This window comes from Isoptericola croceus (genome assembly GCF_029382255.1).
Taxonomy (GTDB): domain Bacteria; phylum Actinomycetota; class Actinomycetes; order Actinomycetales; family Cellulomonadaceae; genus Isoptericola; species Isoptericola croceus.
The window spans coordinates 208,813-221,214 of record NZ_JARLLG010000005.1; the positions used below are offsets into that span (position 1 = coordinate 208,813).

General features: G+C 68.4%; 8 protein-coding genes. 3 read left to right on the top strand and 5 right to left on the bottom strand.

Features of this window, described 5'->3' with window-relative positions; all coding sequences use genetic code 11:
* Positions 1-24 precede the first annotated feature (24 nt).
* The 3 genes from PZC42_RS13045 to PZC42_RS13055 all read right to left on the bottom strand — a co-directional run bounded on the left by PZC42_RS13045 (position 25) and on the right by PZC42_RS13055 (position 4,857).
* Positions 25-945: a carbohydrate ABC transporter permease gene (locus tag PZC42_RS13045; RefSeq protein ID WP_277211783.1), complete on the bottom strand. Its 921-nt coding sequence runs from the start codon at positions 943-945 to the stop codon at positions 25-27.
* Positions 935-1,870 carry a carbohydrate ABC transporter permease gene (locus tag PZC42_RS13050; RefSeq protein WP_277211785.1) on the bottom strand — a complete coding sequence of 312 codons (936 nt, stop codon included), beginning with the start codon at positions 1,868-1,870 and terminating at the stop codon, positions 935-937. The genes PZC42_RS13045 and PZC42_RS13050 overlap by 11 nt, the downstream gene beginning before the upstream one ends.
* 401 nt (positions 1,871-2,271) lie before the next feature.
* Positions 2,272-4,857, bottom strand: a complete 2,586-nt coding sequence (locus PZC42_RS13055; RefSeq protein WP_277211787.1) for a GDSL-type esterase/lipase family protein — start codon at positions 4,855-4,857, stop codon at positions 2,272-2,274.
* 582 nt (positions 4,858-5,439) lie between these two features.
* Between PZC42_RS13055 and PZC42_RS13060 the strand changes: the two genes are divergently transcribed.
* Positions 5,440-8,076, top strand: a complete 2,637-nt coding sequence (locus PZC42_RS13060) for an RICIN domain-containing protein (protein WP_277211789.1) — start codon at positions 5,440-5,442, stop codon at positions 8,074-8,076.
* A 75-nt stretch (positions 8,077-8,151) separates the two neighbouring features.
* Here the strand turns inward: PZC42_RS13060 and PZC42_RS13065 are convergent, their stop codons facing one another.
* Positions 8,152-8,676: a VOC family protein gene (locus tag PZC42_RS13065; protein WP_277211791.1), complete on the bottom strand. Its 525-nt coding sequence runs from the start codon at positions 8,674-8,676 to the stop codon at positions 8,152-8,154.
* 93 nt (positions 8,677-8,769) lie between these two features.
* On the opposite strand from PZC42_RS13065, the gene PZC42_RS13070 reads away from it, so the two are divergent.
* Positions 8,770-9,717, top strand: coding sequence for a helix-turn-helix transcriptional regulator (locus PZC42_RS13070; protein ID WP_277211793.1), 948 nt, complete (start codon positions 8,770-8,772; stop codon positions 9,715-9,717).
* Between the two features lie 90 nt (positions 9,718-9,807).
* On the opposite strand, the gene PZC42_RS13075 is transcribed toward PZC42_RS13070, so the two are convergent.
* Positions 9,808-11,025, bottom strand: coding sequence for a Fic family protein (locus PZC42_RS13075; RefSeq protein ID WP_277211795.1), 1,218 nt, complete (start codon positions 11,023-11,025; stop codon positions 9,808-9,810).
* 199 nt (positions 11,026-11,224) lie between these two features.
* On the opposite strand from PZC42_RS13075, the gene PZC42_RS13080 reads away from it, so the two are divergent.
* On the top strand, positions 11,225-12,373 hold the full coding sequence (locus PZC42_RS13080; RefSeq protein WP_438802954.1) for a N(5)-(carboxyethyl)ornithine synthase: 1,149 nt from the start codon (positions 11,225-11,227) through the stop codon (positions 12,371-12,373).
* Positions 12,374-12,402 lie beyond the last annotated feature (29 nt).

Genomic DNA, 12,402 nt, shown 5'->3' on the forward strand with positions numbered 1-12,402 from the left:
TGAGGCACGACGGGTGAGGGGTGGTCATTTGCCACCGGTCGTGGCGATGCCACGGACCAGGTACTTCTGCCCGAGGGTGAACGCGACGAGCAGCGGGATGACGGACACGACGCTCATGGCGAACATCGAGCCGTAGGACGACTGGGACTGCGCGTCGATGAAGGACCGCAGCGCCACCGGCACCGTGTAGAGATTCGGGTCGGTCAGATAGATGAGCTGGCTGAAGAAGTCGTTCCACGTCCAGATGAACGTGAAGATCGCGGTCGTGGCGAGCGCGGGCGTCATCAGCGGCAGGAGGATCTGGAAGAAGGTCCGGCCGTGCCCTGCTCCGTCGATGCGAGCCGCCTCGTCGAGCTCACGGGGAAGTCCGCGGATGAACTGGACCATGAGGAAGACGAAGAAGCCGTCGGTGGCGAGGAACTTCGGGATCACCAGGGGCCAGAACGAGTTGACCAGCCCGGTCTGCGCCCAGAGGACGTACTGCGGCACGATCACGACGTGGACCGGCAGCATGATCATGAGCAGCATGATCGCGAACGCCGGCCGCTGGAACCGGAACCGCAGCCTGGCGAAGGCATAGGCGGCCATCGAGCAGGTGACGAGGTTGCCGACGATGGCACCCGCGACGACCACGGCCGAGTTGAGCAGGTACGTGCTGAACGGCGCGCCGAGTGCGTTCCAGCCGCCGGTGTAGTTCTCGATCTCGAACGTGTTGAGCACCAGCGAGGCGTTGCCGAAGATGAATCCGTCCGGCCGCAGGGAGCTGACGATCATCCACAGGACCGGGTAGAGCGACACGACGACCAAGGCCAGCAGGGCGACGTGACGCAGGAAGCCCAGGAGGCGCCGGCGGGTCTCGGACCGCGGCTGGCGAACCTGTGGGCTCGCGGACGGCACCGTCTCGGTCTCGAGCGGGCGGTGTGCGGTGGTGGTCTCAGTCGTCATAGTGCACCCAGAACCTCGAAGCCCAGAAGTTGATGACAGTGAACGCGCCGACGATGACGACCAGCAGCCATGCCAGAGCGGAGGCGTACCCCATCCGGAAGGCACCGAAGCCCTCCTGGTAGAGGTACAGCGTGTAGAAGAGAGTCGAGTCGCTCGGTCCCCCGGTCCCGCCCGAGACGACGAACGCCTGCGTGAACGCCTGGAACGAGTTGATGATCGCGAGCACGAGGTTGAAGAAGATGATCGGCGTCAGCAGCGGGAGCGTGATGGAACGGAACTGCCGCAACGGGCTGGCGCCGTCGGTCGACGCCGCCTCGTAGTACTCCCGGGGGATCTGGCGCAGACCGGCCAGGAAGATGACCATCGGTGAGCCGAACGTCCACACGTGCAGCATCACGATCGTCCACAGCGCGGTGTCCGGGTTGGCGATCCAGCTCGTGGACGAGTCGATCCCCAGGGTCCCCAGGATGCTGTTGAAGAGTCCCTCGCTCCCGAAGATCAGGCGCCACAGCACCGCGATGGCGACGCTCGCGCCCAGCAGCGACGGCAGGTAGAACGCCGACCGGTAGAACGGCAGGCCTCGCATGCCGCGGTCGAGTGCGATCGCGAGCAGCAGCGCGACGGCGAGCTGGGCCGGGACGCCGAACGCGACGTAGGTGAACGTGACCTCGATCGACTTGTGGAGCCGGTCGTCCTCGAGCATGCGCTCGAAGTTCGCCAGCCCGATCCACCGCGGGTCCTGCAGCAGGTTGTAGTCCGTGAACGCCAGGTAGAGGGACGCGGCCATCGGGCCGATGGTCAGCGCGACCGCCCCCACCAGCCACGGTCCGAGGAAGAACAGCGCGGCCTTGTTGTCGGGCGTCTCCTGCTTGACCCGCGCTCCGCCGCTCCGGGTGCTCAGCTTCTGAAGCTCGGCAAGACTCATCGCGCGCCCACCTCCCCGGTGCGCCGCGGCGCGGGGCCGAGCCGGGTCGCTGCGTGCGCCGTCGGGCGACGGCCTTCGCCCGCCCGCCGTCGTCGCGAACGCGCCATTCCGTGGTGCATCAACTCTCGCCTCTCCCTCGAGGTAGTAGCCTTCACGCTCCACCCCGAGGCTCGTTCTTCGGGGTGTCGCTGGGAAAGCATGACAACGGTTTCAGATTCCGTCAAGTCTCCGTCGATATCGTCGTAGATTGGCGTATTTGCGGGCATTCCTACTCCTAGCTCGCCTTGCTCGGTCACCAAATGGGATGACGATTGGATAACGGTTCCACGCATCTCTGCCCGGGCCGCAGGAAAAGCGGCTGGACGGCGGCGGCCTCGCTCTCGAGGCCGGAGACCTTGCGCCTAGTCGCCGCCCCCCGCGTCCGAGCGCACGACGTCGACGAGGGCCTCCGTGAGGACAGGGACGAAGAAGCGCGTCATGCCTTCGATGTTCGGGTGGGTACCCGAACCGTTGGTGCCGGGGAAGCCACCGAGAAGGTCGTCGAAGGTGTAGGCGGCACGGTGGACGTCGTCGCGGGTGTCGAGCGTCGAGCCTGCGAAGACGTCGGCGTAGGTGAGGCCCCACTTCTCGGCGACCTGGAGGGTGACCTCACGGACCGCAAGCTGGGTGTCCCAGTCACGCGAGCCGAGCTTGTGGACCGCGACGTAGACGATCGGGGCGTTGGGCCACTTGGACCGCATCTCGTGCACGGTCGCCTCGAGGGCACCGGCATACGTACCGGAGTCGAAGCCGGCCGGATCGAACCCGCTGCTGACCGTACCGACCTTGTGCCCCGCGGTGGTGATCGCCTCGATGTCGTTGGTGCCGCCGTCGAACACGACCAGGTCCGGCGACGTCGCGCTCGCGGCGCGCACCTGCTGGATGACGGTCCCGGCGGGGAACCCGGCGTTCATGACGGTCGCACCGTTGCGGGCGTGCTTGGACACGGTGATGCCCTCACGCTCGGCCACGAGGTCGACGAACCCGCGCGAGTACTTGTGCCCGGCGACGATGCTGTCGCCGAAGGCGTACACCCTCTTGCCCTGCAGGATCCCGTCGGCGACGTGGGCCGGTCGGCGCAGCAGCACGTTGTCGACGGACTGCGGGCCCACGCCGTAGTAGTTGCACGCCACCAGACGATCAAGGTTCGTCGCCGCGATCTTGCCCGTGCCCGACGCCATCACGCGAGGCGACGCCTCGCGGGTCGCGATCGTGTACTGGACCGTCCCCACGGTGAAGTCCATGTGCAGGTCGACCGTGTACCACTTGGTGCGATCGAACGCGATCTTCGTCCACGCCGGATTGAGGCTGTCGGGAGCAGCGCTCGAGTCCGACGCCGGCCCGGTGACCCCATAGCGCATCTCCGCGCCGGTCGCGGCGAGCGCGAAGACGAGGTTGTCGTCCGCACCGCGCAGCTCCAGCCCGGTCTTCATCCCCGTACTGGCGATATCCGTCTTCCAGTCGAAGCTCAGGTCGAGCGTCCGTTGGTCGCGGACAGCAGCATCGAATCTCGAGACGGACGTGGTGTAGTGGTCCATGTCCTCGGTGACGCGGAGCACGCCGTCGGCCACGCGCGCACCCTGAGGGAACCCGAAGTTCGGCGGTTCCGTCTGGGCGTCGAAGGCCTCGTCGATGTGGACGACCTCCGACGCCTCACCCTGGACGCCGCGAGCGATGCGGACGTCGTCGACATAGACGGCGCCACGCTCACCCCCGTTGGCGTACCAGGCGACCCGGGCGATGCCCGGCAGCTCGTTGCGGAACGTCGCACCCGTCAGGAGGGGCTCGCCGTCGACCTCCAGGTCGAAGCGCTGGTTGACCGTGTCGATCGTGACGGCAACCTGGTACCAGCGGCCTCGCTCGTAGGTACCCACCGTGCGTGAGGTCGAACCCTCGTACGCGACGATGTCGCCCCGTGCGAACGCGACGCTGACAGCGGGCTGGCCCGAGGCGTTGTACACGTACGGCAGACCGAACCAGCCTGCCTGGTCGTCGTCGCGCATCACCTCCGCTTCGATCGTGACCAGACCCTGCACGGGAGCATCGAAGGTGCGGGAAAGGCTGGTGCCCGCCGTCCCGCCGTTCGTCGTGGTCCGGGTCAGCCGGACGCTCTTGTCAGACTCCGAGGGAACGGCGACGACGTCGACCGCGTTGCCCGTGGCGACGACGCCCCAGCCGTTCGTGCCGTCCGCCAGTGCACCGGTGGGCAGCGCGTCGAACGACTCGTCGACGAGGAGCCCGGGGCGATAGATCGCGATGTCGTCGACGTGCACCGATCCGCGCTCGCCGCCGTTGGCATACCAGGCGATACGGCTGATCCCGGTCAGTGGAGTGCGCGGTGTCGCGTCGGTGAAGACCGCCTCGCCGTCGATCGCGAGGTCGAAGGTCTGCGCGTCGGTGTCGACGGTCAGGTCGATGTCATACCACCGGCCAGGCTCGTACTGACCGATCGTCCGCAACGTGGTGCCCTCGTAGGCCACGATGTCGCCCCGGGCGAGCGCCACGCTCACCGCGGGCTGGCCGGCCTCGTCGTACACGTACGGCAGACCGAAGAACCCGGCCTCGCTGTCCGAGCGCATGACGCGGGCCGAGACGCCCACCGTGCCTGTCAAGGGCGCCTCGAACTCCCGGGCGAGCGCAGAGCCGCCCGACCCCGTTCCGGCGGCCCGGCTGATGCGCAGGCTGTGGTCCTCGGCCGAGGGCACGGACACCACCTCGACGGCATTGCCCGCGCTGACGTCGACGTTCCAACCGTCGGTGCCGTGCACGAACGGTCCGGTGGGGCGCTCGTCGAACGATGACTGCACGATGTAGGCGGCGTCCATGCCACCCGTCTCCGCTGCCGTGAGCGCTACCGCGCCAGATGGCGGCATCAGCACCGCGGCCGCGGCAACGACTGCCAGGGTCGGCCGCGACAGCCGCCGCGGGCCCGTCTGCGAGCTGGTCATGATCTGTCCTCCTCATCGAGGGTTCGCCTGATGACAACGTTTCCAAGTATGCCTCGGCAGCCACGCGTCGAGGCCGTCACCGAGGAAAGCGCATGCCCTGTCTGCCAAGAGAGCGCCTGCCGCTCCCCCGTACGGGAGTCATGCGATGCACCTGGACCTGAGTGTGACAACGTTTCCAGAATGCGTCAATCCCGGTTTCCCCGAGTTCACCCGGGAGCGAGGGGCGCACGGACGCTGGAACGGCAGCACCTTGCGGCGCGAGGATCGCGAGCCGCTCGCCCGGCTGGCGCCCCACCGGCCGGGCGCCGCCCTACGCCTGCCACGGCATGCTCTCGCCGCCGCCTTGACACACGGAGTGAACGTTCAATACTCTCCGGGGACCCAAAAGGTGAACGTTCACTATCACGCCTGAGGGAGTGTCACCCGTGGTGTCCACGTCCTTCACGCTCGCCCTGCCACCGCCCGCAGCGTGCCCGGCCCTGCCTCTTGCTCGGCCTCGGACCTGCGGCCGCACCACCGCGGCACGGCGGACATCGTCGCCCTGCCAAGGAACAGCCGAACTCAAGTAGAGACGAGTCAATGATGACTACCCGCAAACCACCACGGCGCACGGTTGCCGCCATGGTGTTCGCCCTGCTCGCCGCACTGGCGATCACCGTCCCCGGTTCCGCGGCCACGGCCGCCACGGGCACCACGTACTACGTCAGCTCCGCCGGCAGCGACACCAACGCCGGAACCAGCACCGGTGCGCCGTGGCGTTCGCTGAGCAAGGTGAACTCGACGACCTTCCAGCCGGGCGACTCCATCCTCCTGCGGAGCGGCGACGCCTGGACCGGTCAGCTGTGGCCGAAGGGCTCCGGCACCGATGGCGCGCCGATCACGATCGACCGGTACGGCAGCGGCGCCAAGCCGAAGATCGCCGGCGGCGGCACCGTCGCTGATGCGGTGCGTCTCTTCAACCAGGAGTACTGGGAGATCCGCAACCTCGACGTGTCGAACGAGGCACCCGCGACGGCGACGCCGGGTGCAAACCTCGGCGACTTCCGCGGCATCGGCGTGCACGGCGACAACGGCCAGACGTTGAAGCACTTCGTGATCGACTCCGTCGACGTGCACGACGTCACCGGTGAGATCAACTGGATCGGTGGCAGCGGCCCAAGCACCCCGGGCATCAACTGGGGCACCGGCTGGGACCGCTCGAAGAACAGCGGCGGCATCATCTTCCTCACCTCGGTCGCTGACATCGCGAACCCGGGTGACCCGACGGTGCTCTCCGGCATCACCGTGGAGAACTCCACGATCAAGAACACCTCGTTCGGTGGCATCACCGTCAAGCAGTACACCGGTGACGCGCCGGGCGCGGTCGAGACCGGCTGGGGCACTCGTCGCACCGCTGGCGACTCGCGCTTCACGCCGCACACCGACGTCGTCATCCGCGGCAACTACCTCACCCAGAAGGACACCCAGTTCGGCGCCAACGGCGTCTACCTCACCAACGTCCGCGGCGGCCTCGTCGAGGACAACGTGGTCGACCGCGTCGGCGTCTCCGGCATCGAGACGTTCGCCGCTGACCAGGTGACCGTCCAGTTCAACGAGATTTCCGGGACCACCCGGGCCAACGGCAGCGCCGACGGCAACGGCATGGACCCCGACATCGCCACCACGAACCAGGTGTTCCAGTACAACTACCTGCACGACAACGAGGACGGCATCCTCCTCTGCGCCTGCAACGGCAACTACAGGTTCGGCAGCGCGATCGTCCGCTACAACGTCGTCACCGGCTCGACCCGGTGGAACCTCCACATGTCCCAGACGTCGGGCACGACCGCCCAGGTCTACAACAACGTCTTCTACAGCAAGACGGCGCCGAACATGGTCTCTGGTGGCACCAGCGGACCGGTGACGATGAGCAACAACCTGTTCATCTCGGACCGCTCCGACGTCACGTTCGTCACGCCGACCAACGCGATCTACCAGAACAACGGGTACTCGTCGAACCTCACCCCGCCCTCGAAGGAGAGCAGCCCGGTGGTCGGCAACCCGCAGTTCGTGAACCCCGGTGTCACGGGGCCGTACGGCGACGAGAGCGGCACACGGCTCGACACCGCCGAGAACTTCGCACTGAAGGCGGGGTCGGTGTTCATCGACGCCGGCATCGAGATCGCCGGCAACGGCGGACGTGACTTCGCCGGTGCGGCGATGCCGAGCGGGGCGGGAACCGACATGGGCGCCTTCGAGGCCCCGGGTGACCCGGTGCGCGCGGTGAACGAGACGTTCGACGCCCTGCCGACCGGCCCGCTCGCCAACGGCAAGAACGGGTGGCAGGTCGTGTCCACCAGCAACGCCGTGGACATCGTCGAGACCCCGTCCGCCAGCAACAAGAGCGCCCGGTTGACCCGCACGACCAACGGTGGCGGCACCGACGGCACCAGCCTCGCCCGTGTCTTCACCGACCCGCTGGACGGCGTCGTCACCGTCAAGGCGAGCGTGATGCGCAACGACACTCAGGGAGGCTTCTTCGGGCTGCCCTACGTGTACAACGCCGACGGTGAGCCGGCGATCAGCGTTGCCTTCGCCTCCGGCCAGATCAGGGCGTACCAGGGGACCTCCTCGACCGTCGTCGGCACGTACGAGCTGGGCCGGTGGTACGACATCGAGCTCACCGTCGACACCGACGCCCAGCGGTACAGCCTCGACATCGACGGCCAGCGGGTGGTCTCGGACGCTACGCTCCGCAACGCCCTTCCCGGTATCGCACGGGTCGCCTGGTACGCCAACGGCGGCGAGCGCGGCTCGGTCCACGTCGACGACGTGAGCATCGCGGCTGCCGGTCCGGTCAGCGGTCAGACCTATCGCATCCGGAACGCATCGACCGGACGGTACCTCGACTCCGAGGCCGACGGCGCCCTCGCACTGGAGCCGGGCAGCATCTACGACGACCAGCACTGGAAGCTCACCGAGCACCAGCCGGGATACTGGACGATCGACAACGTCCGCAGCGGGCGTGATTTCCTCGACACCGAACCAGCGGGCGAGGTCATCTGGAACACCGGATGGCTCGGCGACGACTCGCTCTGGGCGATCAAGGCCGCCGACGGCGGGTTCCGGATCGACAACAAGCAGAGCGGGCGTGGCTACCTCTTCGGGTCGGGTAGCTCGGTCGGTTGGAACACCGGAGCGGCGGACGCGAACACCGTCTGGACGTTCGAACCCCTGTAGGCGAACCACAGCAGGAAAGCAGCACTACCGTCCGGCGGCCGGGCTCCGAGCAACTCGGGGCCCGGCCGTCTCGGCTCAGCGGATCGGTGCGCTGCTGCGTCCCTGTGCCCGCCCGCTCAGCTCGGCGTCGAGCGTCTCCTGGGCGACCCGCATCTGGTCGACGTAGACCGGCTCCTGCAACCGCTGCCACATCGCCTCCTCGGAGACGTCCTCGACGTGGGTCACGACCCACCAGATGTTCCCGAACGGATCCTTGAGGCGCCCGCCGCGCTGCCCGAACGCGCTGTCGGACAGCTCGGTCACCACCTCCGCGCCGGCCGCGAGCGCCCTCGCGAAGGCCTCGTCCGCGTTGGGCACGAACACGCGCAGCAGGCTCGGCATGACGGGCCACTCCGGACGGCGGTCGAAGGCCAGCACGACGGTGTCGCCCACGCGCGTCTCACCGTGGCCGACGGAGCCGTCCGCCGTCACGACGCGGGCGAGCTCCTCGCCCTCGAACACCGTCGCCACGAAGTCGAGGAAGGCTCCGGTGTCGTCCGTGACGACCCAGGGCGCGACGCTCGTGTAGCCGGCCGGGGCGCTGTGCTGCTGTGCGGTCATGGTGGTGTCCTCTCGTGGTGGTTGTGCTGGTGTCAGCAACGATAGGACGCATCTAGGACTGTTGCTGTCCTAGATGTGACCGAGAATGGAGCCATGACCGGACCTACCTCGCGCCTGCTCGCCCTGCTGTCGCTGCTCCAGACCGCCCGCACCTGGTCCGGCAGCGAGCTCGCCGAGCGGCTCGACGTCACGCACCGCACGGTGCGCCGCGACGTCGACCGGCTGCGCGAGATGGGCTACCCCGTCGAGGCGACGCTCGGCGCCCACGGCGGGTACCGCCTGGTGGCCGGCACCTCGATACCGCCGCTGCTGCTGGAGGACGACGAGGCGGTCGCCGTGGCGCTCGGCCTGCGCACCGTCGCCGTCCACGGCCTCCCCGGGCTCGAGGACGCGGGGATCCGCGCGCTCACCAAGCTGAGCCAGTCGCTCCCTCCCCGGCTACGGCACCGCGTCCGCACGCTCGGCGCGAACGCCATGAGCTGGGGACGCCCGGCTGCGGGCGCCGTCGACCCCGACGTCCTCACCGTGCTGGCCGCCGCAGCGGCCAACCGCGAACGGGTCCGCCTGGAGTACGAGACTCGCGACGGCCGCAGCGGGCCGAGGCACGTGGAGCCGCAGCAGCTCGTCAGCGCCCATCATCGCTGGTACCTCGTGGCGTTCGACGTCGACCGCGACGACTGGCGTACCTTCCGCGCCGACCGGGTACACGCCCCGCGCGCCACCGGAGCGCCGTCACGCCACGACATGCCCGCCGCGGACGTCCTGACACATCTCGAGGAGGCCGAGGGGGCGATGGCGCCGACCTACCGCGCGGACGTCACGCTCCACCTGCCGACCGACGTCGCCAGGGCGCGCCTTCGCGACCACCTCGGCGACGGCCAGCTCGTCCCCGACGGCGACGACACGCGCTGGCACAGCGCGCCGGACACCGTGGAGTGGCTGGCGCTGCGCCTGTTGCTGCTGGACTGTCGGTTCGTCGTGCACGGGCCGCCCGCGCTGCGCACACATCTCGACAGCGTTCACGAACGGACCCGTCCATAGCGCCCGGCCACACCTTGCCGAGGCCTCCAAGTGGTGCTGGGTCAACGTTGACGCGATGCAGGTCTCACGTCTGGCACGCGACACCACGGCTCAGCCGCGGCGCAGCCGCTGGGCGTAGACATCCAGGACTTCGATGACCCCGGCGTGCTGGTAGACGCGGTTGCGCTGCCTGCCTGTGCGTTCCTCCACCACCCCGGCGTCGACCAGCTGGCCGAGCGCACGCTGGGCGCCCATGCCGTTCATGCCGAGGCGCTCGATCAGCAGGTTGGCATTCACCACGGGATGGGCCACCAGGTGCGGCAGAACCTTCCACGCACCGGCGTTGCGGCGCACGCCCGCCATCCGCTCACGGGACCACTCCATCTGCGCAGCCAGGTCGTCGACCAGCTGGGCGCCGGACGAGGCCGCAAACCGGCTCGCGTCCGAGAACTCTTCGATGATGGGGCGGGCGTTGCCGTCACGGTAGCCTCCCAGCGCGCGAAAGTAGCCCTCGGTGTCGCGCAGCAGTCCGGCCGAGACGGGAGCCGTCGTGCTCGTCAGGACGCTCTTGGACCTCAAGAGAGCCTGCACGAGCGCTCGGCCGGTACGTCCGTTGCCGTCGGCGAACGGGTGGATCGTCTCGAACTGAGCGTGTGCGATCGCAGCTTGCACGAGCACCGGCATGTCGTCGCGGCGTATGAATGCCACCAGGTCGTCCATGGCGGCCGCCACCTGCTCGGCCTGGGGAGCGATATGGCTGGCGCCCCGTGGCGTGATCCCGCTGGAGCCCACCCAGACCAGGCCCTCGCGGTAGCGACCTGCGTGCCGTTGCCAGCCTGGCTGGGCATCCAACAGCTCTCGCTGCATCGTGAGGATCGCGTCGGAGTCGAGCCGGTCGGCGAGCTCGAGCGCGGCCTCCATCGCACGCACGTTGGCCACGACCACCTTGGCGTTCTGCGAGGTCGACTGGTCGATCTCCGCCAAGGCCAGCTGCCGCGCGCTCACCGTCAAGTTCTCGATCTGTGAGGAGGAGGTCGACTCGGTACGCAGCAGGATCGACGACATCGGTCCGAGCGTCGGGCTGCCAGCGCCGAGGACCGACCGCGCGTAGGCGTCGAACCGGGCCAGCGCGGCTGTCGCGTCCTCCGCGTCAGCGGCAAGATCCGTCGGCAGGCTCGGCGTGAAGTCGGTGATCGGCGGGGTCACGGTCGATCGGTAGGGCCCGCTAGCAGCCGCTACGCGCGTGCGACCGTGCAGCCCGTCGGGCTCGGCCTGCCAGACGTGCTCCTCGTACCCCATCGCGGGCACCGCCACCGGAAGTGTGACCACGCCGACCATCTTAGTAACACTTCCTGGCAATGTGTTGCTCAGCGTACAATCCCCGTCAGGAGCTGACCCTGGTTCCCTGATCATGGGAGTCCGGATGTCCGGCGCCACTCACCTTTCCCCTGCTGTCCCCACCGAGTCGTTCAACGACGCCTCACGGAGCAGCGATCTGCTCACCCTCGGGCTGCTCGCCGGCTCCTCGATGGAGAACGAGCGGCGACTGCCGATCCATCCCCATCACCTGGACCGCATCGACCCGGACGTGCGTGCGCGGATGGTCGTCGAGCGTGGCTACGCCGCCGATTTTCACCTGGAGCCCGGGTACGTCGAGTCGCGCGTCGGCAGGGTCGCGGAACGCTCCGAGGTGATCGAGTCCGCCGACGTGCTGCTCCTGCCCAAGCCACAGGCGGCCGACGTGGCGGCCGTTCCCGAGGGCCGTGTCCTGTGGGGGTGGCCGCACTGCGTGCAGGACGCCGGGATGACGCAGACCGCCATCGACCGTCGGCTCACGCTGATCGCCTTCGAGGCGATGAACCACTGGACCCGACAGGGTGACTTCAGCCTGCACGTGTTCCACAAGAACAACGAGCTCGCCGGCTACTCCTCCGTCCTGCACGCGTTGAGCCTGACCGGCTCGACCGGAGACTACGGACCGCGGCTCAGTGCCGTCGTCATCGGCTTCGGCGCGACCGCACGGGGTGCTGTCACCGCGCTCAAGGCGCAGGGGATCCACGACATCCAGGTCCTCACGCAACGAGGAACCGCGGCGGTCGGCTCGCCGATCCACAGCGCGCACATCACCCAGCTCCACACCAGCGAGGGTGCCGCCTACCTCAGCGAGGTGTCGACGCCGGACGGCGACGTCTCGCTGCCCGCGTTCCTGGCGTCCCACGACATCGTGGTCAACTGCACGCTCCAGGATGTCGCCGCGCCGCTGACGTACCTGCGGACGGAGGACCTGGAGGGTTTCGCCACAGGAAGCATGATCATCGACGTCTCGTGCGACGCCGGCATGGGCTTCGAGTGGGCCGTCCCCACCACGTTCGACGACCCGATGTTCACCGTCGGCCGCGGGGTGAGCTACTACGCCGTCGACCACACCCCGTCCTACCTGTGGAACTCGGCCACGTGGGAGGTCAGCGAGGCGCTCCTGCCGTTCCTGCGGCCGGTCATGGAAGGACCTGCCGCGTGGGCGACGAGTCTGACCATCTCGCGCGCGATCGAGATCCACGACGGCAGGATCCAGAACCCGAGCATCCTGAGCTTTCAGGGTCGCGAGCAGCTCTACCCGCACGCCCTGACGACCGTGGACGATCTCGAGGTCGCTGTCCAGGTGGCAGGAGCTCGGTGAGTCGCTCGGGACGGTGACGGGCGACGGAG

Coding starts and splice junctions, on each gene's coding strand:
- PZC42_RS13045 (WP_277211783.1), bottom strand. CDS start 945: ATGACGACTGAGACCACCACCGCACACCGCCCGCTCGAGACCGAGACG.
- PZC42_RS13060 (WP_277211789.1), top strand. CDS start 5,440: ATGACTACCCGCAAACCACCACGGCGCACGGTTGCCGCCATGGTGTTC.
- PZC42_RS13070 (WP_277211793.1), top strand. CDS start 8,770: ATGACCGGACCTACCTCGCGCCTGCTCGCCCTGCTGTCGCTGCTCCAG.
- PZC42_RS13080 (WP_438802954.1), top strand. CDS start 11,225: ATGGAGAACGAGCGGCGACTGCCGATCCATCCCCATCACCTGGACCGC.
- PZC42_RS13065 (WP_277211791.1), bottom strand. CDS start 8,676: ATGACCGCACAGCAGCACAGCGCCCCGGCCGGCTACACGAGCGTCGCG.
- PZC42_RS13050 (WP_277211785.1), bottom strand. CDS start 1,870: ATGAGTCTTGCCGAGCTTCAGAAGCTGAGCACCCGGAGCGGCGGAGCG.
- PZC42_RS13055 (WP_277211787.1), bottom strand. CDS start 4,857: ATGACCAGCTCGCAGACGGGCCCGCGGCGGCTGTCGCGGCCGACCCTG.